Annotated in this window: 23 protein-coding genes and 1 pseudogene; 11 read left to right on the plus strand and 13 right to left on the minus strand. The window is 73.0% G+C overall.

From position 1 onward, the window contains the following. Positions 1-20 precede the first annotated feature (20 nt). Positions 21-989, minus strand: a complete 969-nt coding sequence (locus CV755_RS03950; RefSeq protein ID WP_109278732.1) for a DUF979 domain-containing protein — start codon at positions 987-989, stop codon at positions 21-23. Then, the gene (locus CV755_RS03955; protein WP_109278733.1) at positions 986-1,675 is read right to left on the minus strand and encodes a DUF969 domain-containing protein; all 690 of its coding nucleotides are present in this window, start codon (positions 1,673-1,675) and stop codon (positions 986-988) included. Before CV755_RS03955 ends, CV755_RS03950 begins: the two co-directional genes overlap by 4 nt. Positions 1,676-1,827: 152 nt before the next feature. On the opposite strand from CV755_RS03955, the gene CV755_RS03960 reads away from it, so the two are divergent. The 4 genes from CV755_RS03960 to CV755_RS03975 are packed head-to-tail and all read left to right on the plus strand — an operon-like array spanning position 1,828 to position 4,728. After that, entirely contained in the window at positions 1,828-2,472 is a 645-nt protein-coding gene (locus tag CV755_RS03960) for a GntR family transcriptional regulator (RefSeq protein WP_109278734.1), read from the plus strand. Further along, the gene (locus CV755_RS03965; RefSeq protein WP_109278735.1) at positions 2,469-3,236 is read left to right on the plus strand and encodes a LamB/YcsF family protein; all 768 of its coding nucleotides are present in this window, start codon (positions 2,469-2,471) and stop codon (positions 3,234-3,236) included. The genes CV755_RS03960 and CV755_RS03965 overlap by 4 nt, the downstream gene beginning before the upstream one ends. Then, positions 3,233-3,880, plus strand: a complete 648-nt coding sequence (locus CV755_RS03970; protein ID WP_109278736.1) for a 5-oxoprolinase subunit B family protein — start codon at positions 3,233-3,235, stop codon at positions 3,878-3,880. The genes CV755_RS03965 and CV755_RS03970 overlap by 4 nt, the downstream gene beginning before the upstream one ends. Further along, the gene (locus tag CV755_RS03975; protein WP_109278737.1) at positions 3,874-4,728 is read left to right on the plus strand and encodes a 5-oxoprolinase subunit C family protein; all 855 of its coding nucleotides are present in this window, start codon (positions 3,874-3,876) and stop codon (positions 4,726-4,728) included. The genes CV755_RS03970 and CV755_RS03975 overlap by 7 nt, the downstream gene beginning before the upstream one ends. Before the next feature lie 66 nt (positions 4,729-4,794). Here the strand turns inward: CV755_RS03975 and CV755_RS03980 are convergent, their stop codons facing one another. The 3 genes from CV755_RS03980 to CV755_RS03990 all read right to left on the minus strand — a co-directional run bounded on the left by CV755_RS03980 (position 4,795) and on the right by CV755_RS03990 (position 9,908). Next, positions 4,795-8,403 carry a hydantoinase B/oxoprolinase family protein gene (locus CV755_RS03980; protein ID WP_109278738.1) on the minus strand — a complete coding sequence of 1,203 codons (3,609 nt, stop codon included), beginning with the start codon at positions 8,401-8,403 and terminating at the stop codon, positions 4,795-4,797. Positions 8,404-8,456: 53 nt separating this feature from the next. Continuing rightward, entirely contained in the window at positions 8,457-9,608 is a 1,152-nt protein-coding gene (locus tag CV755_RS03985; protein ID WP_109278739.1) for a glycosyltransferase family 4 protein, read from the minus strand. Positions 9,609-9,728: 120 nt separating this feature from the next. Continuing rightward, a complete protein-coding gene (locus CV755_RS03990; protein ID WP_109278740.1) occupies positions 9,729-9,908 on the minus strand; it encodes a hypothetical protein in 180 nt (59 codons plus the stop codon). A 204-nt stretch (positions 9,909-10,112) separates the two neighbouring features. Between CV755_RS03990 and CV755_RS03995 the strand changes: the two genes are divergently transcribed. Continuing rightward, positions 10,113-10,544 carry an SPW repeat protein gene (locus CV755_RS03995; RefSeq protein ID WP_109278741.1) on the plus strand — a complete coding sequence of 144 codons (432 nt, stop codon included), beginning with the start codon at positions 10,113-10,115 and terminating at the stop codon, positions 10,542-10,544. A gap of 39 nt (positions 10,545-10,583) precedes the next feature. Here CV755_RS03995 and CV755_RS04000 read toward each other — a convergent pair whose 3' ends face one another. Beyond that, positions 10,584-10,784 (minus strand): hypothetical protein, encoded by a 201-nt coding sequence (locus CV755_RS04000; protein WP_153068572.1) that lies wholly within the window; start codon positions 10,782-10,784, stop codon positions 10,584-10,586. 135 nt (positions 10,785-10,919) lie between these two features. Continuing rightward, positions 10,920-11,252: a hypothetical protein gene (locus tag CV755_RS04005; RefSeq protein ID WP_109278743.1), complete on the minus strand. Its 333-nt coding sequence runs from the start codon at positions 11,250-11,252 to the stop codon at positions 10,920-10,922. A gap of 217 nt (positions 11,253-11,469) precedes the next feature. Here CV755_RS04005 and CV755_RS04010 point away from each other — a divergent pair, with 217 nt between their 5' ends. Next, positions 11,470-12,864 carry an FtsW/RodA/SpoVE family cell cycle protein gene (locus tag CV755_RS04010; RefSeq protein WP_422070505.1) on the plus strand — a complete coding sequence of 465 codons (1,395 nt, stop codon included), beginning with the start codon at positions 11,470-11,472 and terminating at the stop codon, positions 12,862-12,864. Positions 12,865-13,015: 151 nt separating this feature from the next. After that, positions 13,016-14,551, plus strand: coding sequence for an ATP-dependent DNA ligase (locus CV755_RS04015; protein WP_109278745.1), 1,536 nt, complete (start codon positions 13,016-13,018; stop codon positions 14,549-14,551). A gap of 41 nt (positions 14,552-14,592) precedes the next feature. On the opposite strand, the gene CV755_RS04020 is transcribed toward CV755_RS04015, so the two are convergent. After that, positions 14,593-15,000 (minus strand): ankyrin repeat domain-containing protein, encoded by a 408-nt coding sequence (locus tag CV755_RS04020; protein WP_109278746.1) that lies wholly within the window; start codon positions 14,998-15,000, stop codon positions 14,593-14,595. Positions 15,001-15,228: 228 nt separating this feature from the next. On the opposite strand from CV755_RS04020, the gene CV755_RS04025 reads away from it, so the two are divergent. Together CV755_RS04025 and CV755_RS35785 are read left to right on the plus strand one after the other, a co-directional pair. Next, a complete protein-coding gene (locus CV755_RS04025; protein ID WP_109278747.1) occupies positions 15,229-15,423 on the plus strand; it encodes a hypothetical protein in 195 nt (64 codons plus the stop codon). Between the two features lie 50 nt (positions 15,424-15,473). After that, positions 15,474-16,964, plus strand: a pseudogene (locus CV755_RS35785) (hypothetical protein); the annotation flags it as partial. 33 nt (positions 16,965-16,997) lie between these two features. Here CV755_RS35785 and CV755_RS04035 read toward each other — a convergent pair. Beyond that, positions 16,998-18,512: an SCO1417 family PLP biosynthesis transcription factor gene (locus CV755_RS04035; RefSeq protein ID WP_109279003.1), complete on the minus strand. Its 1,515-nt coding sequence runs from the start codon at positions 18,510-18,512 to the stop codon at positions 16,998-17,000. Between the two features lie 100 nt (positions 18,513-18,612). On the opposite strand from CV755_RS04035, the gene yczE reads away from it, so the two are divergent. Continuing rightward, positions 18,613-19,299, plus strand: coding sequence for a membrane protein YczE (yczE, locus tag CV755_RS04040; protein ID WP_479681631.1), 687 nt, complete (start codon positions 18,613-18,615; stop codon positions 19,297-19,299). A 251-nt stretch (positions 19,300-19,550) separates the two neighbouring features. Beyond that, positions 19,551-19,925 carry an RNA polymerase-binding protein RbpA gene (locus CV755_RS04045; protein WP_004948858.1) on the plus strand — a complete coding sequence of 125 codons (375 nt, stop codon included), beginning with the start codon at positions 19,551-19,553 and terminating at the stop codon, positions 19,923-19,925. 88 nt (positions 19,926-20,013) lie between these two features. On the opposite strand, the gene fxsA is transcribed toward CV755_RS04045, so the two are convergent. From fxsA to CV755_RS04065, 4 genes are all read right to left on the minus strand, one after another. Beyond that, positions 20,014-20,568, minus strand: coding sequence for an FxsA family membrane protein (gene fxsA, locus CV755_RS04050; protein WP_109278748.1), 555 nt, complete (start codon positions 20,566-20,568; stop codon positions 20,014-20,016). A 158-nt stretch (positions 20,569-20,726) separates the two neighbouring features. Continuing rightward, positions 20,727-21,497: a polyprenol monophosphomannose synthase gene (locus CV755_RS04055; RefSeq protein WP_109278749.1), complete on the minus strand. Its 771-nt coding sequence runs from the start codon at positions 21,495-21,497 to the stop codon at positions 20,727-20,729. Then, the gene (gene lnt / locus CV755_RS04060; RefSeq protein ID WP_422070502.1) at positions 21,498-23,168 is read right to left on the minus strand and encodes an apolipoprotein N-acyltransferase; all 1,671 of its coding nucleotides are present in this window, start codon (positions 23,166-23,168) and stop codon (positions 21,498-21,500) included. It abuts the gene before it with no gap. Positions 23,169-23,667: 499 nt separating this feature from the next. Beyond that, the gene (locus CV755_RS04065; protein WP_109278750.1) at positions 23,668-25,299 is read right to left on the minus strand and encodes an amidohydrolase; all 1,632 of its coding nucleotides are present in this window, start codon (positions 25,297-25,299) and stop codon (positions 23,668-23,670) included. Positions 25,300-25,319: the final 20 nt, after the last annotated feature.

Genomic DNA, 25,319 nt, shown 5'->3' on the forward strand with positions numbered 1-25,319 from the left:
GGGCGCTTTGGCCGCCCGACTCAAACCGCAAAAAGGTACATGATTCCTATATTTGCTCCAAGCAGGATGAATGCCGTGGGCAGTTGGGCCTTGATGGGGCCATAGCGGTCCTCGAGCTCCAGCAGGGCCGCCGGAACCAGGTTGTAGTTGGCGGCCATCGGCGTCACCAGGGTCCCGCAGAATCCGGCCAGCATCCCCACCGCCAGTACCGCCGGGGCGTCCCCGTGCGCCTGCCGGACCAGCACCGGCCAGCCGACCGCGGCCGTCATCACCGGGAAGGCGGCGAAGCCATTGCCCATCACCACGGTGAACAGGAACATCCCCACGCAATAGACCACCACTGCCGCGAACACCGAGCCCGAGGGCAGCACCGCGGTGGTGATCCGGCGCACCTGCTCCCCCACGCCCGCCTTGGCGAAGATGGCCCCCAGCGTGGCCAGCAGCTGGGGCAGCAGCAGGGCCCAGCCCGCCGACTCCAGTATCGAACGCCCCGCGTGCAGCGGGACGGCCGGGCGCCGCTCGCGCAGCAGCAGCATGCCCAGGGCGAGCGCCACCATCGCCCCCAGTCCCAGGCCGAGGATGGTCTCACTGCCCTTCTCCAGCAGCGGCCGGCCGTCCAGGCGCACCCTTTTCAGCCCCACCGCGCAGACCAGGGCCACCGCCGGGATGGCCAGCGCGGGCAGAAACAGCCGGGTGCCGAACCGCCGGGCGTAGTCGGCGCGTTGGGCGGGTGTGGTGGTACGGACCGCGCCGCGCCCGGTGCGTCCGAAGCCGCCCAGGCAGATCATCACCAGCACCGCCAGCCCCAATGGCTCGGCCGGGGCCCGTTTCTGGACGACCCAGGTGCTGTAGCAGAAGCCCAGGCCCAGCAGGCTCCAGAAGGCCGCGCTGCCCAGGCGCCGGGGGTTGGAGCGGTCCATCAGCATCTGCCCGGCCATCACCAGGAACAGCCCGCCCGCCAGCCAGAAGAACCACTCGGCCCGGATCACAGCGAACCGCCCGGGTGCCCGTTCATGTCCAGGTTCAGGTGCCCGTCCAGGCGCAGCAGCCGCCAGCCGTGCACCAGCAGGGCGCATACGGCGGTCGGGATCGCCCACAGCGCCAGCCGCAGCGGTTCCAGATGGGTGTGGTAAGTGGCGTTGGCAAAGCCGGTGATCAGCAGGATCGAGCCAACGGCCAGAAAGATGTCCTCGCCGAAGAAGTAGCCGACATTGTCCGCGCTGGCCGCGAAGGAACGTATCCGCTCGCGCACCCGGTCCGGCAGCGGACCGTGCACCCGCTCGGCCGCGCCCTCCGCCATGGGCGCGGCCAGCGGCCGTACCGTCTGTGCGTGCCCCAGCACTCCGGCCAGGCCGAGGGCGGCGGTGAGCTGGCGCAGCAGCAGATACAGGGCGAGGAAGCGGCCGGTGGTGAGCCCGGCGAAGCGGGTGATCACCCGGCGGGCCTGCTCCTGGAGCCCATACCGCTCCAGCAGGCCGATGACCGGCAGGGTGACCGAGAAGACGGTCACCGCCCGGCTGTCGGCGAAGCCGTTGCCAAAGGCGGCCAGCACCTGTCCCGGTGACAGTCCGCCGAGCAGTCCGGTGGCGATGCCCGCCGTACCGACCACCAACAGGGGGTGACGGCGGGTGGCGAAGCCCGCCACCACCACCAGGACACCAAGGAGCACGAGCATATGTCCCCCTCCACGCTCGGAAGTTGCGGGGTTCGGAAGTCATAGGGGCGGTCCGGCCGGGAAGTTGGCCGGCTTGGGAGTTGACTGGCGAGGAGGCTAAGCTGTTGTTCAACAATCCTCAATAGACCGGACCCTGAGGGAAGTTGACCGCCATGGCCCGATCCACCGCCCAGCGGATCGCCACCGAGCTCCGGGCACGGGTGGAGCGCGGCGCCCTGCCGCCCGGCACCCGGCTGTCCGAGGAGGCCCTCGGCCGCGAGCTGGATGTCTCCCGCAACACCCTGCGCGAGGCATTCCGGCTGCTGCTCCATGACCAGCTGGTGGAACACCGGCTGCACCGCGGGGTGTTCGTCAGAGTGCCGGGACTTCACGACGTCACCGACATCTACCGGATGCGGGCCGCCCTGGAGTCGGCGGGAGTACGGGCCGCGGCCGAGGCCAAGCCCGGGTTGCGGGAGGCGGTCACCAGGGCGGTGACCGAGGCGGAGTGGGCCGCCGACGACGGCGACTGGTCCGAAGTGGCCTCCGCCGACCTGCGCTTCCACCGGGCGCTGGCCGCCCTGGCCGCCAGCCCGCGCATCGACACCGCCATGGACCGGCTGCTGGCCGAACTGCGCCTGGTCTTCCACTCGATGCCCTCCCCGCGCCGCTTCCATCAGCCCTTCCTGGTCCGCAACCGGCTGCTGGAACGGCTGCTGGAGCAGGGCGAGTACGCCAGGGCCGAGGCCGAACTGGCCGGCTATCTCACCGATGCCTGCCGGCTGATCACCGACACCATGCGGGAGGTTCACCCATGACGGATATGCCGGTACTCGATCTCAACGCCGATCTCGGCGAGGGCTTCGGGCGCTGGCGGCTGACCGATGACGAGGCCCTGCTGGAGTGCGTCACCAGCGCCAATGTGGCCTGCGGCTTCCATGGCGGCGACCCCTCCACCATGCGGCGGGTGTGCGAACTGGCCGCGGAGCGCGGCATCGGCATCGGCGCCCAGGTCTCCTACCGCGATCTGGCCGGCTTCGGCCGCCGGGCCATGGAGGTGCCCCCGGACGAGCTGGCCGATGAAGTCACCTACCAGATAGGCGCCCTGGAGGTGTTCGCCCGGGCGGCCGGGGCCAGGGTGACCTATGTCAAACCGCATGGCGCCCTCTACAACCGCTGTGTGCACGACGAGGAGCAGGCCGCCGCGGTGGTTGAAGGGGTACGCCGGGCGGGCGGCGGGCTGCCGGTGCTGGGGCTGCCCGGCTCCCGGCTGCATCAGGCGGCCCGGCGGGCCGGACTGCCCGTGGTCCAGGAGGCGTTCGCCGATCGCGCCTACACCGCCGGCGGCACCCTGGTGCCCCGCCGGGAGCCGGGCGCGGTGCTCACCGACCCCGAGGCCGTGGTGCGGCGCTGCCTCCAGCTGGCCCATGACCGCAGCGTCACCGCCATCGGCGGTGAGCGCATCACCATGCACGCCCGCTCCCTGTGCCTGCACGGGGACACCCCCGGGGCGGCCGCGCTGGCCCGCCGGGTACGGGACGAACTCGCCGCCTCCGGCGTGCGGTTGGCGGCCTTCGCATGACCGGCCTGCGGGTGCTGCCGGTGGGCGAGCGCGGGCTGCTGATCGAGTGCGACAGCGGGGAGCAGGCCGAGGCGCTGCACGCCGAACTGCTGCGCAGGGCCGCCCGGGACGAGCTGCCGCCGGTCGCCGAGATCGTGCCCGCCGACCGTACGGTGCTGCTGGACGGGCTGGACGACCCGGCCGCCCGCGCCGCGCTCGCCGCCGGGCTGCCGCGCTGGGAGATTCCGCAGCCGGATGGTGGCGGGGCCCGCACGGTGGTGGTCCCGGTCCGCTATGACGGCCCGGACCTCGCCGAGGTCGCCCGGCTGTGGGGGGTTGCTCCCCGGGAGGTCGTCCGTATCCACACCGGCACCGGATTCCGGGTGGCCTTCTGCGGGTTCGCCCCCGGCTTCGGCTATCTGCGCGGGCTCCCGGAGCGCTACCGGGTGCCGCGCCGGGACACTCCGCGGACCCGGGTGCCCGCCGGTTCGGTCGCCCTGGCCGGGCCGTACACCGGGGTCTATCCACGGCCGACGCCCGGCGGATGGCAGCTGATCGGCACCACTGACGCGGTGCTGTGGGATCCGGAGCGGACCCCGGCCGCGCTGTTCACCCCCGGGACGCTGGTCCGGTTCACGGAGGTGGCGGAGGAGGCACCGTGCTGACCGTGGTGCGCGCCGGGGCGCTGACCACCGTGCAGGACCTGGGCCGTACCGGGTACGCCCATCTCGGGGTGCCCCGGGGCGGCGCGCTGGACCAGCGGGCGCACCGGCTGGCCAACCGCCTGGTGGGCAATCCGGAGGAGGCCGCCACCCTGGAGACCACCCTCACCGGGTGCGCGGTCCGGGCCGGGCGGGCGGTGGTGGCCGCGGTGACCGGGGCGCCCTGTCCGGTGACGGTGGACGGGCGGCCCGCCGCCTGGGGCCGGGCACTGCGGATACCGGCCGGGGCGGTGCTCGAGCTGGGTACGGCCGTGTACGGGGTGCGCAGTTATCTCGCCGTCGCGGGCGGGGTGGCGGTGCCGCCGGTGCTGGGCAGCCGGTCCACCGATGTGCTCTCCGGAACCGGTCCGGCACCGCTGGCCGAGGGTGCCCGGCTGCCGCTGGGTACGCCGCCGCCGGCGCCGCCGGTCGCGGTGGACGCGGTTCCGCATCCGGGGCCGGTGCGGGAGCTGGTGCTGCCGCTGGTGCCGGGCCCCCGGGACGACTGGTTCGCCCCGGAGGCGCTACGGGCGCTGGCGGCGGGCGGGTTCCGGGTCTCGGCGGCGGGCAACCGGATAGGGCTGCGGACCGAGGGGCCGGCGCTGGAACGGGTCCGGGAGGGCGAACTGCCCAGCGAGGGCATGGTGTTGGGCGCGGTCCAGGTTCCGCCGGACGGGCGGCCGGTGCTGTTTCTCGCCGATCACCCGACGACCGGGGGGTATCCGGTCATCGGCGTGGTGCCCGCGCGGTGCCTGGACTCGGCGGCTCAGACGCGGCCGGGGACGCGGGTGCGGTTCGTTTTGCGCGGGTAGGGTTCGCTGCCGGGTGCGGGCCGTGCGTGGCTGGTCGCGCAGTTCCCCGCGCCCCTGGGGGCGCGCTCACGCGGCCCCGTAGCCGCCGCCACCCGGCGTGCGCATCAGCAGCGCGTCACCGGGGGACAGTCGCACCACGCAGACACCGGGCAACGGCTCCACCGAACCATCCGCTCGCTCAACCGAGTTGGTACCCAACGCCCCGGGCGCGCCGCCCGCCATGCCATACGGCGGCACCCGGCGGTGCCCGGTGAGCAAGGCGACCGTCACCGGCTCCAGGAACCGCAGCCTGCGCACCACCCCGCACCCCCCGTGCCACCGCCCCGCGCCCCCGCTCCCCCGCCGCACCGCGAACTCCTCAACCCGTACCGGGTACCGCCACTCCAGCACCTCGGGATCGGTCAGCCGGGAGTTGGTCATATGGGTCTGCACCGCGTCCGTACCGTCGAAGCCCTCTCCCGCGCCGGAACCGCTGGCCACCGTCTCGTAGTACTGGACCCGGTCATTGCCGAAGGCGAGGTTGTTCATGGTCCCTGAGCCCTCCGCCTGTACGCCCAGGGCCGCGTACAGCGCCCCCACCACGGCCTGCGAGGTCTCCACATTCCCGGCCACCGTGGCCGCCGGATGGACCGGCGCCAGCATGCACCCGGCCGGGATGCGGATGTCCAGGCACTTCAGCGAGCCGCTGTTGAGCGGGATGTCCTCCCCGACCAGGGTGCGGAAGACATACAGCACCGCCGCCGTCACCACCGCCCTGGGCGCGTTGGCATTGCCGGGCTGCTGGGGCGAGGTACCGGCGAAGTCGATCACCGCGCTCCGTGCCTGGCGGTCCACCCGGACCGCGACCCGGATCACCGCACCGCTGTCCGTCTCATACCGGTACGAGCCCTCCGTCAGCCCGGCGACAATGCACCGCACCGACTCCTCCGCGTTGTCCTGGATGTGCCGCATATAGGCCCGGACCACATCCAGGCCGAACTCATCGATCATTCCGCGGAGTTCCTGGATGCCCTTCTCATTGGCGGCGATCTGGGCCCGCAGATCGGCCAGATTGGCCTCCGGGTCGCGGGAGGGGTACGGACCGGATGTCAGCAGCCGGCGGGTCTCCCCTTCGCGCAGCCTTCCCCCGCGTACCAGCGGCCAGTTGTCGAAGAGGATGCCCTCCTCCCGCACGGTGCGGCTGAGGGCGGCCATGGAGCCGGGGGTGATGCCGCCGATCTCGGCGTGGTGCCCGCGTGCCGCCACCAGGAACAGCAGCTCGTTGCCCGCCTCGTCGAACACCGGGGTGATCACGGTGATATCGGGCAGGTGAGTGCCGCCGTGGTAGGGGTCGTTGACGGCATAGGAGTCGCCGGGGCGCATGGTTCCCCGGTTGCGCCGCAGCACCTCCTTGATGGCCTCGCCCATCGACCCCAGGTGCACCGGGATATGCGGGGCGTTGGCGACCAGCTCTCCGTCCCGGTCGAAGAGGGCGCAGGAAAAGTCCAGCCGTTCCTTGATGTTGACCGAGTGGGCGGTGTTCTCCAGCCGTACCCCCATCTGCTCGGCGATGGCCATGAACAGGCTGCCGAAGACCTCCAGCAGCACCGGGTCGGCCCGGGTGTCCAGGGCGGAGGGGCCGGGGCGCGGCCGGGTACGGGCCAGCAGCAGATGTCCCCGCTCGCCCACGGTCAGCCGCCAGCCGGGGTCCACCACGGTGGTCGCCTCGGCCTCGGTGACGATGGCGGGGCCGGTGAGGGTGTCGCCGGGGTACAGTTCCTCGCGCCGGTGCAGCGGGACCTCCCGCCACCGTCCCCCGGTGAACATCCTTACCAGGTCGGCCGGTTGGGGCGCGCCCCGGCCCGGCGGGCGGCGCAGGGTCTCCAGCCGGGGCTCGCCCGCGGGGGCGGTGGCCGCCACCGAGACGGCCTCGGCGACCAGCGGCTTGTCCATGGTGAAGCCATAGCGGGCCCGGTGCACCCGCTCGAACTCCTCGGTCATCCCGGCGACTTCGGCCAGGGGCACGGCGAGCGGGGCATCGGTGCCGGCGTAGCGCAGCTGCACCCGGGCGGTGGTGGTGATGGTCTGCTCCGGCACTCCGTCGGCGCGCAGCTCCTCCCGGGTGCTCCGGGCCAGCCGCTCGCACTCGGCGCGCAGCCGGGCCGGGGCCGCCTCGTCCAGCTGGGTCTCGATGGCCTGTTCGCGCATGGCGGTGGCGTCCGCGGTTCCAATGCCGTACGCGGAGAGCACCCCGGCCAGCGGGGGGATGATCACGGTGCCCATGCCCAGGGCGTCGGCGACCGCGCAGGCGTGCTGGCCGCCCGCGCCGCCGAAGCTGGTGAGCGCATAGCGGGTGATGTCCCGGCCGCGCTGCACGGAGATCTTCCGGACCGCGTTGGCCATATTGAGCACGGCGATATCCAGGAATCCGGCCGCCACCTCCTCGGGGGAGCGATGGTCCCCGGCGGCCTCGGCGGTCTCTGTGGCCAGCCGCGCGAACCGCTCGCGGACCGTCTCCGCGTCCAGCGGCCGGTCGCCGCCGGGGCCGAACACCGCGGGGAAATGGGCGGGTTGGATCCGGCCGAGCATCACATTGGCGTCGGTGACGGTCAGCGGGCCGCCGCGCCGGTAGCAGGCCGGGCCGGGGTCCGCGCCGGCCGAGTCGGGGCCGACCCGGTAGCGCCGTCCGTCGAAGTGCAGCACCGAGCCGCCGCCGGCCGCCACGGTGTGGATGTCCATCATGGGCGAGCGCATCCGCACCCCGGCCACCTCGGTACCGAAGACCCGCTCGAACTCCCCGGCGTAGTGCGAGACATCGGTGGAGGTGCCGCCCATGTCGAAGCCGATCAGCCGGCGGTGGCCGGTCTGGGCGGCGGAGCGGGCCATGCCCACCACACCGCCGGCCGGGCCGGAGAGCACCGCGTCCTTCCCCCGGAAGTGCGCCGCCTCCCGCAGCCCGCCATTGGACTGCATGAACAGCAGCCGTACACCGCGCAGTTCACCGGCCACCTCGGCCACATAACGGCGCAGGATCGGCGACAGATAGGCGTCCACCACGGTGGTGTCGCCCCGGGGCACCAGCCGCATCAGCGGGCTGACCTCATGGGAGCAGCTGACCTGGGCGAACCCGGCCCGGCGGGCCACCTCGGCGAGGGCCTTCTCATGTGCGGGGTTGCGGTAGCCGTGCAGCAGGACGACGGCGGCGCTGCGCAGGCCGTCATGGTGGGCGGCGGCCAGCGCCCCGGCCGCCGCGGCCAGGTCGGGCGGCCGCAGTACCCCGCCGCGGGCATCCAGGCGTTCGGGCACCTCGATCACCCGGGAGTAGAGCGCCTCGGGCAGCACGATCCGCCGGTCGAAGAGCCGGGGGCGGTTCTGGTAGGCGATGCGCAGGGCGTCCCGGAAGCCCTCGGTGGTGACCAGGACGGTGGGTTCGCCGGTGCGTTCCAGCAGGGCGTTGGTGGCCACGGTGGTGCCCATCTTCACCACCGCGATCCGGTCGGCGGGCAGCAGGCCGGCCGGATCGCGGCCGGTCTCCTCGGCGAGGGCGAGCCCGATGCCGGCCACGGCCGCGTCCCGGTAGCGGCCGGGGTCGTGGGAGAGCAGCTTGCGGGTCACCAGCCGGCCGTCCGGGCGCCGGCCCACCACATCGGTGAAGGTTCCGCCGCGATCGACCCAGAACTCCCAGCGTCCGGTCATGCGGCCATTCTGACGCGCCCGGTCCCCGGCGGCTTTCCGGCCGGCGGGCCCCGTCAGGCCACCACGCCCGGGGCGGTGCGCCGGTCCAGTACCTCCTGGTAGTGCTCCAGCAGCAGGTCGCCGATGACGCTCCAGCCCCGGCCGAGCACCGATTGCCGCCCGGCCCGCCCGTACTCGGCGCGCTGCCTGCGGCTCGCCTTGAGCAACTGCACCGCCTCGGCCAGGGCCCCGGCGTCCTCCGGCCTTACCAGCAGGCCGGTACGGGCGTGCCGCACCACATCCAGCGGGCCGCCGACCGCCGGGGCGACCACCGGAACGCCGCTGGCCTGCGCCTCCTGCAGGGTCTGGCAGAAGGTCTCCATGGTGCCGGGGTGCACAAAGACATCCAGCGAGGCGAAGATCCGGGCGAGTTCGTCCCCGGTGCGGCAGCCCAGGAAACGGGCGCCGGGCAGCACCGCCCGCAGGGCCGCCGCGCTGGGTCCCTCCCCGACCACCACCAGGCGCACCCCGGGCAGCGCGCAGACCCCGGCCAGCAGTTCCACCCGCTTCTCCGGGGCCAGGCGGCCCACATAACCGACGATCAGCTCCCCGGCGGGTGCCAGCGCCCGGCGCAGTTCCACATCGCGCCGGGCCGGCTGGAAGCGTTCCAGGTCCACGCCACGCGGCCAGAGCCGGACCCGGGGCACCCCGTGTTCGGCCAGATCGCGGAGGGCGGCGGTGGACGGCGCCAGGGTGCGGTCGGCGGCCCCGTGCACGGCCCGGATGCGCCGCCAGGCCAGGCCGTCGCCCATGCCCAGATAGACCCGGGCGTAGGAGGCGATATCGGTCTGGTAGACGGTGACGGCGGGCACCCCCAGCCGGGCGGCCGCGGTCATGGCCCGGGCCCCCAGGACAAAGGGGCTGGCCAGATGGATCAGGTCGGGGCGCTGCCCGGCCAGTACCGCGGCCAGCCGGCGGCCGGGCAGGGCGACCCGTACCTGGGGATAGCCGGGCAGCGGCAGCGAGGGCACCCGGACCACCGGGCAGGGCCCGGCGGCGTCCGCTCCGGCCGCCGCGGCCGGTCCGGCCGGCTCGCCGCGCCGGGCCGGGGTGACGACCAGGGGCTGGTGACCGCGCCGTGCCAGATGGCGGGCGGTCTGCCAGGCGCAGTGGGCCACGCCGTTGATGTCGGGCGGGAAGGATTCGGTGACGATGGCGACACGCATGTGGACGTTGTCCTGAGCGTGCGCGTGGCGAGGGCCACAGGGATCTTTCCGCCCGGGAAACGTCCAATGAGCGTTGCCCGCTCGGCGGTGGCGGCTTGGGCTCTCGCGGTCAGTACACGGTCAGTCCAGACCGCGGACGATATGCGGTTCCAGCTCGTCCTCGTCCTGCTGGGCGGCGGGCTCCTCGGGAGCCGCCGCCCGGCGGCCGGGGTGCCCGGCGGCCCGGGAGCCCTTGCCCTTGACCTGCCCGCCCGAGGGGTGCTCCCCCGGGCTCTCCTGCTGCCTTTCGGGATCTTCCATCGGCTGCTTCCTCCCCCAGAGGTGCCGGTGATGACGGTGTGGGACGACATGCCCCGAATAAATCTTCCCCGGGCGCACAGTCGGTACGCAGTTCCCCCTGGGACACCATCACATCGGACCATTCACCCGTCTTCCGGGTGAATTATTGCCCAAAAGCGTTAAAATACAGGTAAGTCCGACATCACTCGGAAGAAGGTGACCGTTGTGACCGCCCCTACGTCACCCCGGATAGAGCAGCACCCGGACATCATGGCGCTCCGCGCCCATTCCGAGGAGACGACGGCGACTCCCGCCGCCCAGGCCGTCGAGGCCCTCGCAGTCCTGAGCGGCGTTTATCTGGCCGCCTCCCCTTGGATAGCGGGCTTCAACGGCGCGACAACCCTGACCGTCACCAACCTGATCACCGGTGTCGCCTATGCCTGCATGGTGGGCGGCTTCGGGCCCGCCTATGAGCGGACCCACTCGCTGAGCTGGGCCGCAGCGGCCATAGGCGTCTGGACGATCATCTCGCCCTGGGTGGTGGCGGGCCACACCTTTGTCACCGCCGCCTGGGTCAGCAATGTCATCGTGGGCGCCATCGCCTGCCTGCTCGCCCTGGCCATGGCCGGGCTGGGCATGGGCCGGGCACGACGCTGACCTGGCAGGCAACGCTGACCGACCGGACCGGCCGGACCCTCAACGGGGAAGGGCGCCCTGCGCCTCCTCCCCGGAGTCAAGGGGTCCGGCCGCACCGGGTCCGGCACCGGCGGTCGCGGCCCAGCCCTCCCGCTGGTGCCCCTGCTCACCCTCGTCACCGAAGGCACGCCGGGCCCGCTTGCGCAGCTGTGAGTTCATGTCACGGCGGATGCGTCCGATGATCTCATCCATGTCAGACATGCGGGCGAGAGTAGAACCCGCCCGGCGGCAACGAGGGTGAGCCGAGCGGCATTCACTCGCGCGGATGAACAACTTCCGGTAAGGACAAGGAGGTACGGCCGGTTACCGGCCAACTCCATGGCCCGCCGCCGCAGTTCAGGAACCGACCAGCAGCCCTTCCCCGGTGGCGAACCAGCGGTCCCCCCGCTGCTCCGCCAGCCCCTGTGACACCAGGCCATTGATGTGCTTGAGGATGGTGCGCGGCTGATAGCCCACGGCGGCGCTCAGATCCGCCACGGATGCGCCCCCGGGGCCGCAGGAGCGCAGCCCGTCCCAGGTGCGGATGACATGCCGCCCCAGCTCCGGCGCCACCGCCCGCGGCTGGGGCGGCTGCGCCTGGGGGCGGACGGCGTACGGGCGGGACGAGCCGACCGGCCGGGGGGTGCGGTTGACCTTGCGGTGTCTGCGGCCCTTCTGGCGCCTGCTCATATAACCCTCTCCTTCCCGTTGACGACGGTGAGTGTGCGGAGCATGACACACAGAGATGGGAAGATCTATGAGGAACCGCTTGATGCCGGATATGTGACTCTAGGGGCGTGCACATATTGCTTGCGGAGGAAGTGACAGGTTTGGCCGGGCTCCGGAGAAACCTTGGAAAATCCCCGGTTCCCCCGGGCCGAGGCCGATCATCATGACGAGTGTGACCGTGGAAACCGTGAAGGTGGCAGGCGACGACGGCAGCGACAGCCGCCCGGCCGCCGCCGAGACCGCGCGGCGACGCCGCCGCCGTGAGGCGGTACTGCTCGGCTTCGCCGTGCTGATCAGCTGCTTCGGCTATCTCTACACCGGCCTGTCGGTGGAGGACCGCATCCCCGACGGGCTGGCCGGGTTCGCCGGCAGCATGGTGTGCCTGGCGCTGGTGCCGCACCTGGTGGTGCGCCGCTGGGCCCCGCACGCCGACCCGCTGATCCTGCCGCTGTCCACCCTGCTGTCCGGCCTGGGGCTGGTGCTGCTCTACCGGCTGGACTTCGCCTACAGCGCCCGCTACCACTCGGCGGGCACCGCCTCCGGCCAGCTGATGTGGACGGTCATAGGGGTGGCGGTCTGTGTCGGGGTGCTGGTGCTGTTGCGCGACCACCGGCGGCTGCAGCGCTATATCTACCTGACCATGGCGGTGGCCCTGGTGCTGCTGATGGCGCCCGCCGCCTTCCCCGGCGATACCTATGGCGCCAAGCGGTGGATCTTCCTCGGACCGCTGTCCTTCCAGCCCGGCGAGTTCGTCAAGACCATGATCGCGGTGTTCTTCGCCGGCTATCTGGTCACCCACCGGGACGCCCTGGCGCTCACCGGCCGCAAGATGCTGGGCTTCCGGCTGCCGCCGGGCCGCCAGCTGGGCCCGATCCTGGCGGTCTGGGTGCTCAGCCTGCTGGTGCTGATCCTGGAACGGGACCTGGGCACCTCGCTGATCTTCTTCGGCCTGTTTGTGGTGATGCTCTACGCGGCCACCCAGCGCACCAGCTGGGTGGTATGCGGTCTGCTGATGGCGGTGGTCGGCGCGGCCGCGGTGGGCTCGATGGAACCGCACGTCAAGGGCCGAATCGTCGCCTGGCTGCACCCCTTCGACATCTACCTTCCGGCGAGCCAGCGGCCCGCCGGGCTGATCTCCGACCAGGCCGCGCAGGCCCTGTTCGGCTTCGGCAGCGGCGGTGTCACCGGCACCGGCCTGGGCCAGGGCCACCCCGAGCTGATCGGCTTCGCCGGGCGCAGCGACTTCATCCTCACCACGGTGGGCGAGGAGCTGGGGCTGGCCGGAATGATGGCGGTGCTGCTGCTCTACGGGCTGCTGGTGCAGCGCGGGCTCCATGTGGCGCTGCGCTCTCAGGACCCCTTCGGCAAGCTGCTGGCGGTCGGCCTGGCCGCGGCGCTGGCGCTGCAGGTCTTTGTGGTGGCCGGCGGAGTGATGGGGCTGATCCCGCTGACCGGCAAGGCGCTGCCCTTCCTGGCCAAGGGCGGCTCCTCACTGGTGGCCAACTGGCTGATGATCGCCCTGCTGATCAGAATCAGCGACGCAGCCGGACGAGACCGCGAGCGCGCCCCGTAGGGGCGTCCGCCCCGTCAGGGGGCGCCCGTCAGGGGGCGCCCGTCAGGGGGCGCGGGGAACTGCGCGACCAGCCAGCGACGGCCCGCACCCGGAAACGCACCCAACCCGACCCCACCCTGCGCCGCACCCCACCCCGCCGCACCATAAAGACATGCTGCTCGCCGACCTCGCCCGCGCCTCCGCCGAGATCGCCGCGACCCCCTCCCGCTCGGCGAAGACCAGTCTGCTGGCCGGGCTCTTCCGACGGGCCGGTCCCGAGGACGCGCCCCTGGTCATCGCCTACCTCGCCGGCCGGCTGCCGCAGCGCCGCACCGGCATCGGCTGGAGCGCCCTGCGCCACCCGCCGCCCCCGGCCGCCGGGCCCTCGCTGACCGTCCAAGAGGTGGACGCGGCGCTCACCGCCATCGCGGCGGTGGCCGGCAAGGGCGCCCAGGCCGAGCGCAAGCGCCGGGTGGACCAGCTGCTGGGCCGGGCCACCGCCGAGGAGCAGGACTTCCTGCTCCGGCTGATCAGCGGCGAGCTGCGCCAGGGCGCGCTGGCCGCGCTGGCCGCCGAGGGCCTGGCCGCCGCGGCCGGGGCCGCCCCCGAGGAGGTGCGGCGGGCGGTGATGCTGGGCGGCTCCCTGGGCGCGGTGGGACGGGCCCTGCTGGCCGGCGGGCCACCGGCGCTCGCGGAGTTCCGGCTTCAGGTGGGCCGTCCGGTGCTGCCGATGCTGGCGCACAGCGCCAAGGACCTCGACGAGGCGCTGGACCGGCTGGGCCCCTGCGCGGTGGAGGAGAAGCTGGACGGGATCCGGGTGCAGGTGCACCGCGACGGTCCCGAGGTACGCGTCTTCACCCGCACCCTGGACGAGATCACCCCCCGGCTGCCCGAACTGGCCGCCGTGGCAGCACAGTTGCCGGTCTCCTCCGCGGTGCTGGACGGCGAGGTGATCGCCCTGGACGCCGAGGGGCGCCCCCATCCCTTCCAGGACATCGCCGGACGGGTTGGCTCCCGGCTGGATGTGGCGGCAGCGGGTGCGGCGCTGCCGCTGTCACCGGTGTTCTTCGACATACTGGCCCTGGACGGGCGGGAGTTGCTCACCCTGCCGACCGCCGAGCGCCATGCCGAGCTGGACCGTCTGGTGCCCGGACCGCTGCGGGTGCGGCGGCTGGTGGCCGGCGACCCTGCCGACCCGCAAGTCCGGGCAGCGGCCCGGGAGTTCGCGGCTGAGGTGCTGCGGCGCGGGCACGAGGGCGTGGTGGTCAAGGCGCTGGACGCGCCGTACAGCGCGGGCCGCCGGGGCGCCGCCTGGCTGAAGGTGAAGCCCGTGCACACGGTGGACCTGGTGGTGCTGGCCGCCGAGTGGGGACACGGCCGGCGGACCGGGAAGCTGTCCAACCTCCACCTGGGCGCCCGGCTGCCGGACGGCTCCTTCGCCATGCTGGGCAAGACCTTCAAGGGGCTCACCGACGCCATGCTGGCCTGGCAGACCGAACGGCTGCTGGAGCTGGCCGTGCGGGACGACGGGCACACCGTGCGGGTACGGCCGGAGCTGGTGGTGGAGATCGCCTTCGACGGGCTCCAGCGCTCCGCCCGCTACCCGGCGGGGGTGGCGCTGCGGTTCGCCCGGGTGCTGCGCTACCGGGAGGACAAGCCGGCCGCCGAGGCCGACACCGTGGAGTCGGTACGGGCGGCGGCCGGCTGAGGTCGCGGCCGTCCGGGACAGCCGCACCGCCCTGAGCGGCCTCACCCCTCCTGGAACAGCTTCACCAGATCCTCCCGCCCGAACATGGCCGCCGTCTCCAGGGCGGAGGGGGTGCCCGCCGAGGGGCTGGCACCATGGCGGAGCAGCAGCCGCACCACCTCGTCCTCGGCCTTGAACACCGCCCCGGCCAGCGGGGTCTGGCCGCGGTCATTGGCCCGGTCGGGGTCGGCGTCCCGCTCCAGCAGCGCGGCGACGGTGTCCGGGTGCCCGTGGTAGGCGGCCAGCATCAGCAGTGAGTCGCCGCGGTCATTGGTGAGGTTGACCGGCACCCCCGCATCCACATAGGCGGCCAGGGTGTCGGTGTCACCGTGCCGGGCCAGGTCGAAGACCTTGGCCGCCAGCTGCAGCACCTCGGGGTCGTGGGCGGGCTCGGGAATGGGCTCGGACATGGTCTGCGGTCCTCCGCGTCTTCAATCGGCGCCTGCCCGCCCCACCCTACGTACGACCGGCCCCGGATGAGCCCCCGAGGACCCGGCCCACCCCCGCCACCCTGCGGGCCGAACAGGTGATTTGAAGGATTAGTCACCCTTGTGCCACTTCTTCCGTTTTCCAAGTCCGCCACTTGCTGTGAGGCTGAAGAAACCCATGGTGATCGCCCTTACAACCAGGAGAACCCCATGATCCTCTCCATCTCCGGCGTCGTACTGCTGGGTGTCATCGCGTTCCTGTTCTTCCGCAAGGACGGGCTGAAGGCCAGTCACGCCCTGGTCTGCGCCCTCTTCGGCTTCTATCTGGCGGGCACCGCCATCGCCCCCAGCATCAAGGCGGGCGGCGCCAGCCTGGCCGGCCTGCTGGGCGGTCTGCGGTTCTGACCGCCGCCTCCACCGCACCGCCCGTATCCCCACCGACGCAGGAGGTTGACGTGGGCCATCGGGGACAGCACCGCCCCCTGACCGACCGGGGCCGGCCCGCCCCGGCACGCGAGCTGGCCGGCCGCGCCGCCGACGGCGCGCGGGATGTACTGCATCCGCTGATCACCATCGGCCGTGGTCTGCGCTCGCTGGCCGCGGCCGGCCGGCGCGGCTGGCAGCGCACCCCCCGGGACCAGCGCGGCTCGGCGCTGCTGCTGGCGGCCTCCTGTCTGCTGATCGTGGCCCTGGTCCCCTATGGACCGGCGATCGCGGCGGCGGCCCTGCTGGCCGCCGGCGCCTGGCGCGGCCGCGACCGGACCCCACCGCCCGGGGAGCAGGACGAGAACGACCGGCGGCTCCAGGCGCTCTACGACGCCCTGGTGCCGTACTTCTCCTCGCCCCTGGACCCCGCCCCGCTCTACGCCCACGGCGGCGACTGGCGGACCGTCTTCGAGGACCCGCTGTTCGGCGAGGGCGGGCGGCTGGCCGCGCTACGGCTGCGCTACCCGCCGTACTTCACCGATGGCGAGCCCGAGGCCCGCGCCTCGATCGAGCGGCTGCTGCAGGCGAAGACCGGCCGGGGGCGGGAGTACCGGTTCGACTGGGACCAGCAGGCCGGGCGGCTGTCGCTGTACGTTTTGCCGCCGCTGCCCACCGACATCTGGGCCCAGCGCTTTGTCACCGCCCCCGGCGAGACCGTGCTGGGCTTCACCGACCCGGGCGAGGTCCAGCGCACCCTGCCGGTGTCCGACGGGGAGTACACCCTGGACGTACCGCCGGTGATCTGGCGCACCGGGCAGCGCTCCACCGAACCGCATCTGCTGGCCCTGGGCCGGCCCGCCTCCGGGGTCACCGGCCTGCTGCGCTCGGTGGTGCTCCAGGCGCTGCCGCATGGCGATGTGGTGGTGGTGGACGGCAGCGGCACCGGGCAGTACGCCTGTCTGGCCGGGCGGAAGGGGGTGCTGGCGGTGGAGGCCACCCTGGACGGGGCGCTGAGCACCCTGGAGTGGGCCGGCCATGAGACCCGGCGCCGGCTGATGGCCGCCAATGATGCCCGCCGGCAGGGGCGGGCACTGCCCGAGGACGTCCGCCGCCCGCTGTGGATCGTGGTGGACCGGCCGGCCGCGCTCAGCGAACTGGCCGTGGGCGAGGGGCGGCCCGACCCGCAGGAACTGCTGCAGGTGCCGCTGCGGCACGGCCGGGCGGCCAATGTCACCGTGGCCCTGGGCGAGGAGGCGGACGCCGAGCGGCTGCTGACCGAGACGGTACGCGGCCACACCACCGCCCGGGTGGTGCTGGGGGTGCTGAGCCGGGCCCGCACCGTGGAACTGCTGGGCGCCGCCCCGCCCACCAGCCCGGTGGACCAGGTGCCGCCCGGCCGGGGCTACGCCCGGCTGGGCACCGGGCCGGTGCTGAGGGTGCAGGTCCCGGCCACCCCCGACCCCTACGAGGAGGGCATCGGCGAAACCCTGCGCCAGGCGGTGCTGGCCCTGCTGCCGCCCTGGCCGGACCAGCCGCGGCCCGGCCAGGACGCCTCAGGCGACGTAGGTCTGGGGGCTCTCGACGGCGACCGGGGCACCGGCGGCGACCAGCCGGGCGGCCTCGGCGAGCCGGACGGCGGCCTGGTCGGCGACCGGCCCGCGCACGGTGAACGGCAGCCGGACGTAGCCTTCGAAGGCGCCGTCCACGCCGAACCGGGGACCGGACGGCACGCGTACCCCCAGCCGCTCGCCGACCTGGGCGATCCGGGAGCCGGAGAGCCCTCCGGTGCGCACCCAGAGGGTGAGCCCGCCCCGGGGCACGGTGAACTCCCAGTCGGGGAGGTGCCGTTGGAGGGCGGCGACCACGGCATCCCGGCTCTCCCGGGCCTCGGCACGCCGTATCTCCAGGGCGGAGTCCCAGCCTTCGGTGCCCAACAACCAGGAGACGGCGAGCTGTTCGAGGACCGGGGTGCCGAGGTCGGCGTAGGCACGGGCGGCCACCAGGCTGCGAATCACCTCGGGAGCGGCGCGTACCCAGCCCAGGCGCAGCCCGGCCCAGAAGGACTTGCTGGCCGAGCCGACGGTGATCACGGTGCTGCCGGCGGGGTCGAAGGCGCAGACCGGACGGGGCAGTTCGACATCTGGTTCGAGGAGCAGCTCGGACATGGTCTCGTCGGCGACCAGCACGGTGCCGGCGGCCCGGGTGGCCTCGACCAGGGCGCGGCGCTGCTCCTCGGGGGCGAGGGCGCCGGTGGGGTTGTGGAAGTCGGCGATGACGTAGGCGAGCCGGGGAGCGGCGTCCCGGAGGACCTGGCGCCAGGCGGGCAGGTCCCAGCCGGCGAGCCGGTCGGCCATGGCGACCGGCACCAGTCGCGCCCCGGCTTCGCGCATGAGCTGAAGGACATTGGCGTACGAGGGTGACTCCACCGCGACCCGCTCGCCGCGCCCGGCCATCAGCCGGCAGATGGCGGCCACCGCGCCCATGGCACCGGTGGTGATCATGATCTGCTCGGGCATGGTGGGGATGCCGCGGGCGGTGTAGCGGTCGGCCAGCGCCCGGCGCAGCGCGGGCAGGCCGGCCGGATAGTCGCCATGGGTGTGCGCATAGGGCGGCAGCTCTTCCAGTGCGCCCTGGAAGGCCCGGGTGAGCCAGGGCTCGGGGGCGGTCAGCGCGGCGCAGCCGAGGTCGATCACCGAGCCGCTGGCCTCCGGCGGCAGCGGGTCGAGCGCCCGGGTGGGCAGCGGGTTGCCGGCCGGCACCGCGGTCCAACTGCCCGCGCCCCGGCGGGATTCCAGAAAGCCCTCGGTGCGCAGCGCCTCATAGGCGGCGGCCACGGTGGTGCGGCTGACGGACAGGGCGGCCGCCAGCTCCCGCTCGGCGGGCAGCCGGGCGGCCACCGGAACCCGTCCTTCCAGAACCAGCAGCCGGATACGGTCCGCCAGCGAGCGGTAGGCGGGCACCCGGCGGCCGTTGAGGGAGGTCACCGGGGAGCGGGTGCCGCGCCCGTACTGCGCGTCCAGCAGCCGCCCCAGCTGCTGAGCCCCCACGGAAGCGGTCCACTGACTCATCTTTTCAGTCCACCCCTTTGGAATTGGCCATGGATCAAGCACTGTCCCGATCCACAGACTGCCACGCAACAGTCCAGTCGCACCATTCCGGGGAGGATCCTTGTCCATATCGGGGAGGCTTGGGACGCCAGGACCACGGCTGCCGAGCCGTCTGGTCCAGCTCTACGCGGGGCTGAGCCTGTACGGGGTGAGCGCCGCCCTTCAGCTGCGGGCGGGCCTGGGCCTGGACCCCTGGGATGTGCTGCACCAGGGCATCGCCCGGCACTCCGGGCTGTCCATCGGCACCGTGTGCATCGTGGTGGGCGCGCTGGTACTGCTGCTGTGGATCCCGCTGCGCCAGCGGCCGGGGCTTGGCACGGTCTCCAATGTGGTGGTGATCGGCCTGGCCATGGACGCCACCCTGCGCCTGACCCCGGCCCCGGGCCCGCTGTGGGTGCGGGTGCCGCTGCTGGTCTTCGCGGTGGTGCTGTGCGGCTCGGCCACCGGCCTCTACATCACCGCCGCCTTCGGCCCCGGGCCACGCGACGGGCTGATGACCGGGCTGCACCGCCGGACCGGACGCTCGGTACGGCTGGTCCGCACCTGCATCGAGCTGGCCGTGCTGGCCTCGGGCTTTTTCCTGGGCGGCTCGGTGGGCGCCGGCACCGTCTTCTACGCGGTGGCCATCGGCCCGCTGTCCCAGTTCTTCCTGCGGGTTTTCGAGCCGCGGCGGGCCGGGTACCCGGTCACGGGCGGCGGTGCGCGGCATCCGGAACCGGTGCCCGAAGGCGACCCGGTTCGGCAGTGAAAACGGCAAGCGGGTAGTGTACGCCTTTGACCCACCGGATGAACCGTTACTGCGCGCTAAAGTCATGGAAACGCAGGGTGACATCTGTTGTCAGATGTGACAAACCGGGCGACGGTGGGTACAACAAGGGGCGGCACGACGGGCGACGCATGTCCCTCAACGGGGAATCTTCACCGCCGACCGGACGTTGACCGGATGACGACGACAGCGACACCTGTCCTGTGGGCGACAAGCCCGGGAGGCACGAATTCATGAGTGAGCGAGCTCTTCGCGGCACGCGACTTGTGGTGACCAGCTACGAGACCGACCGCGGCATCGACCTGGCCCCGCGCCAGGCGGTGGAGTACGCATGCCCGAACGGCCATCGGTTTGAGATGCCGTTCTCGGTGGAGGCGGAGATTCCGCCGGAGTGGGAGTGCAAGGCCTGTGGTGCCGTGGCACTCCTGGTGGACGGCGACGGTCCGGAGGAGAAGAAGGGCAAGCCCGCGCGTACGCACTGGGACATGCTCATGGAGCGGCGCACCCGCGAGGAGCTGGAGGAAGTGCTGGCCGAGCGGCTGGCGGTCCTGCGCTCCGGTGCCATGAACATCGCCGTGCATCCGCGGGACACCCGCAAGTCGGCCTGACGGCCGCCGCGAGCACTACGGTCAAGGGCCCGGGCCCTCACCTCGCTGGGTGAGGGCCCGGGCCCTTGCGCATGCTCATCGCCCTTGCTCAGTGCGGGAGTTGCGGATCCTGGCGGGGGGTGGCGGGCGGCTGGTCGTCCCGGATGACCTCGCCCTGGATCACCACTCCCTCACCATTGCCCGTCCGTGCCTGCTGAGCCTGCTGAGCCTGCTGGAAGGCTTCGCCGAGCGGGCCCGGCCGGTTCAGCCAACGCGCTCCGGCCCGGCGCACCAGGGCGCCGGTCGGCGGGAACAGGCACAACAGCCCGGCCACGTCGGAGAGCAGGCCCGGCACCATCAGCAGCAGGCCGCCCAGCATGATCACGGCGTTGCCACCGCTCTCGGGGGCGGCGCCGCTCTGCAACGAGGCGGTCAGCCGCTCCCAGGCCCGGCGGCCCGCCCGCTTGATCACCAGCGCGCCCAGCACCAGGCCGCCGGCCAGCAGCAGGAACACGGTGAGGCCGCCGGCCGCGTCGGCCACCAGGATCAGCAGCCAGAGCTCCAGCAGGACCCAGGCGGCCACGGCCGGCGGGAGGATCCTGCGTATCCGGCTGCGGCCGGGGGGTCGGGTTGGCGCACTCTGCTGCTGCATTCCGAAGGTCATGTCTCAAGTGTGCCTGGGTGGCTGCGGGTCGGCGGTGGCCAGTCGCGCCCACGCGGCGGAGTCGCCTGAGAGGACAGCCCGCACGCCTGAGGGTTGCGTTTTGCGTGCGGGCCGCCGGTGGCCGATCCGCAGTTCGCCGCGCCCCTTGAGGGGCGCCCCTAGCCCAGCCCCAGGGCCTTGCCCACCTTCGCGGCGCGGGTGCCCATGCCCCAGGTGGTGACCCGCCACAGCGCCTCGGCCACGATGTCGCGGCTCATCTTGCTGTCGCCCACCGCCCGCTCCACAAAGGTGATGGGGACCTCCACCACATGAAAACCGGCCTTCAGCGCCCGCCAGGCCAGATCGACCTGGAAGCAGTAGCCCTGGGAGGCCACCTCGTCCATGCCCAGGCCCTCCAGGGTCTCCCGGCGGAACGCCCGGTACCCGCCGGTGATGTCGCGCAGCGGCAGGTCCAGCATCAGCCGGGAGTAGGTGGAGCCGCCGCGGGAGAGGATCTCGCGGTGCTTGGGCCAGTTCACCACCCGGCCGCCGGGCACCCAGCGGGAACCCAGCACCAGGTCGGCGTTCTTCAGCGCGGTGAGCAGCCGGGGCAGTTCCTCGGGCTGGTGGGAGCCGTCGGCGTCCATCTCCACCAGCACGCCGTAGCCGTGGTCCAGGCCCCAGCGGAAGCCGGCCAGATAGGCCGCGCCCAGGCCCTCCTTGCCCTTGCGGTGCAGCACCTTGATCTGCTCGTCGCCGTCCGCCAGTTCATCGGCCAGCTTGCCGGTGCCGTCGGGGCTGTTGTCGTCGGCGATCAGGATGTGCGCCTCGGGCACGGCCGCGCGTACCCGGGCGACGATGGGCCCGATGTTCTCCGCCTCGTTATAGGTCGGAATGATCACCAAGGTCGTGCCGAGCGGACCGAATCTCCGCTGCCCACCGTCGTTCACTTAAGCCCCTTCTTTTTCCGTACGTCCCCGGCGGCCGGCCCACACCGCGGCCGCACAGGACAGGAGGCCCACCATAGCGAGCGTCCATTCGGGAGCTTCACCGAGCCGGTCGGCCACCGTGGTGCCGTCCCGCAGCGGGATGCTCGCATTGATCACCTGACGGGTGAACAGCGGTGCCTGCTCGCGGACTTGGCCGTCCGGACCGACCACCGCGCTGATGCCGCTGGTGGCCGCGGTGACCACGGACCGGCCGTGCTCCACCGCCCGCAGCCGGGACATGGCCAGTTGCTGCTCCGGCTGGCCGCTGCGGCCGAAGGTGGCGTTATTGGTCTGGACGACCAGCATCCGGGCCCCGGCGTTGACCGTCTGACGCACTATCCCGTCATAGGCCACCTCGAAGCAGATGACATCGCCCAGTTCGGCCGGCCCGACCTTCATCACACCGTTGTGGTCCCCGGGATAGAAGTTGCGGGGTACGCGCTTGAAGCGGGAGATGACCTTGCTCAACTCCTCGCGGAATGGCACATATTCCCCGAACGGCACCGGATGCTGCTTGGTGTAGGAGGCACCGGGGCCGGTTCCGGGGTCCCAGACGATGCCCTCGTTGAAGACATAACCCGGCTTGCTGGGATGGTCGATCAGCGCACCCACCAGCACCGGCACCCCGATCGCCTGGACCGCCTCGGTGATGCGGTCGTACACCTCCGGGAACTTGAACGGGTCCAGGTCGGAGGCGTTCTCCGGCCAGATGACCAGATCCGGCCTGGGGGCCCGGCCCGCCTTGACGTCCTTGGCCAGTTGCAGGGTGGCGTTGACATGGTTGTTGAGGATCATCATCGGGCGGCCGAGGAAATCCATACCGGGTTTTTGCACATTGCCCTGCACCACGGCGATATTCACCGAGTCATCGCCCTTGACCGGAACCGGCACCGCGTACCCGGCGAAGACCAGCGCCACCGCCAGAGCCACCGCCCCGGCCGCCGGCAGCAGCGCGCGTATGCCCCGGCCGGCACCCGCCCGTACCGCACCCAGTACCGCGCAGGCCAGCAGCGTCCCGGACAGCGCCACCGCAAAGCTGACCAGCGGCGCCCCGCCGAGCGCGGCGAGCGGGGTGAACGGCGAGCCGGTGTTGGCGAAGGCCAGCCGGCCCCAGGGGAAGCCCCCCAGCGGCCAGCGGTCGCGGACCAGTTCCTGGGCCACCCACAGCGCGGCCGCCCACAGCGGCCAACAGCGCAGCCGCGAGGTCACCGCCAGCCCGGCGCCCATCGCGGCCACATAGAGCGCCTCCACCACCGACAGGCCGGCCACCGCGTCATAGCCGACCACATCGAGCCAGCGCAGCAGCAGACAGAAGAAGGGCAGCGCGAAGGCGAAGCCGGTCCAGGCGCCCTGGCGGGCGGTGCGGCCATGGGTGAGCAGCGACAGCAACGCCACCGAGACCAGCGACAGCGGCCAGAGGTCGTAGGGCGGGAAGGCGAAGACCAGCACCACTCCGCCGGCCAGGGCGGCCACGGTGCGCCGCGCCTCCCGGCGGGCGAGCGCGGCAAAGCGCGCGGCCCGCCCGGGGCGGGCCGCGGCCGGGGCGGACGCGGCGGAGGCCGGGGGCTCGGCGGCCTGGCCGGTGGCCGGTTCGCCGGACACTCCGGCGGCGCTGGGGGAACCAGGGGGCACGGTCGGGGACCTTTCCTGCAGGTCGTGTGGTGAGCCGACGGTACCCCGGGACGGGCGTCGCGCGCTGCCGGGGTGGCGGGCAAACGCCTGGTCAAGGGAGTGGGAGCGAGGACTGCGGGTGGGGCCCGGGGTCCTTCGGGCCGGCCCGGGAACCGCTGGCTGCGGTCGCCCTGATGCCGTTGTCTACTGAACTTCCGGGCCCCACCCGGGTCACACCTGCCGACCCGGCGGAAACCTCCCTCGCCCCCGTGCGCTGGACCTGGCTCCCAGTGACGGTGTTCCGCCCCCTGGCCCAGCGGCGTTCGACGACTGCGTGGAGATTCTCCGGTCGGACGTCCTGTGGTGGACTCGGCAGAACCTACCGGCCGCCGCCCGCACCCTGTCAACAGCCGCTTGACCTGCGCAATCGATCCAAATCAGCAGGTCAGTCCGCAGAGGGCGGCCCGGGGCGACAGGCCGAGGGCACGCCGTTCGGCGGTACGCCCGCCGGGCCCGTCACTCAGTCGGCCCGGTGGACGGTGCGCCCGGCCACCACCGTGCGGACACAGACCGGGAGTTGGGCGCCGGGAGTGAGGTCGGGCAGGCCCGGGGTGCCCGAGCGCGGATCGGTGGACCAGTTGGCGACCCGGGTGTCCGGAACCTGCACCACCAGGTCCCCGGCCCGCCATACCGCGTAGTCCGCCGGAGCGCCGGGCACCAGCACACCCGCGTCGTCCCGGCCGATGGCCCGCCAGCCGCCCCGGGTGTGCGCGGTGAAGGCGGCGCGCACCGAGATGCGGTGGGCGGGAGTGCGGTGGAAGGCGGCGGCCCGCACGGTGCCCCAGGGGTCCAGCGGGGTGACCGGGCTGTCGGATCCCAGCGCCAGCGGCACCCCGGCGCGCAGCAGGGCGGCGTACGGATTGAGGGCGCGCGCCCGCTCGACGCCCAGCCGCCGGGCGTACATGCCGTCCTCGCCGCCCCAGGCGGCGTCGAAGGCGGGCTGCACCGAGGCGGTCAGCGCCAACTCGGCGAAGGCGGCGATGTGTTCACCGGTGAGCAGCTCGGCGTGCTCCACCCGGTGCCGGGCCGCGCGCACCCGGGCCAGGCCCAGCTTCTCCGCCGCCGCCCGTACGCCCTCGATCACGGTGCTGACGGCCGCGTCGCCGATGGCGTGGAAACCGGCCTGGATGCCGGCCTCGGTGCAGGCGGTGACATGGGCGGCCACGGTGGCCGCGTCCAGATGCGCGGTGCCGGTGCTGTCGGGGGCGTCGGCATAGGGCTGGTGCAGACAGGCGGTGTGCGAGCCCAGCGAGCCGTCCACAAAGAGGTCTCCGGCCGCGCCGATGGCACCGAGTTCGCGGACCTTGGCGGCCTCCTCGGGGGAGGTGATGGCCTCGGCCCAGTAGCCGACGACCCGGGGGCCGGGGCGCTCGGCGGCCAGCCGCAGCAGGCCGGTGAGGTCCTCTTCGCCGGAGATCCGCGGCCCGGCGCACTCATGGACCGAGCCGATGCCCAGCGCCGCCGCGCGGTCCAGGGCGGCGCGCTGGGCCTCGGCGCGCTGGGCGGGACCCAGGCCGTCGTACGCCCTGGCGCGCACCGCGTGGTGGGCGTCGCCGGTCAGCGGCGCGTCCGCCGCGTACCCGGGCAGGCCGGTCAGGCCCGGCACCAGCTCCAGCAGGGCGGTGCTGACCACCGCCGAGTGGACATCGGCCCGGGTGAGATAGAGCGGACGTCCGCCGGCCGCCTCGTCCAGCTCGGCGCGGGACGGCGGCCGCTGCCCGGGCCAGGCACTGGCATCCCAGCCATGGCCGATCAGCACCCGGTCGCCGGGGCGTGAGCGGGCGTACTCCCGGACCCGGCCCAGCGCCTCGGCGAGGTCGCGGGAGCCGGTGAGGTCCAGGCCGGTGAGCGCCAGTCCGGTGGCGGTGGTGTGCACATGGGCGTCGGTGAACGCCGGGGTGACCAGGGCGCCTTCCAGGTCGATGACCTCGTCCACCCCGTCCGCGAAGGAGTCCGCAGCGCCTTCGGAGCCCACCCAGGCGATGCCGCCGCGCTCGACCACCATGGCGGTGGCGAAGGGGTCCGCGGGGCTGTGCACCTCGCCATTGCGCAGCAGTACGGTGCGGGGCTGGTCGTCCTGGGGCTCGCTCATGGGCACAAGTCTGCCAATGC

Source organism: Streptomyces orinoci (genome assembly GCF_003121295.1).
Lineage (GTDB): Bacteria > Actinomycetota > Actinomycetes > Streptomycetales > Streptomycetaceae > Streptomyces > Streptomyces orinoci.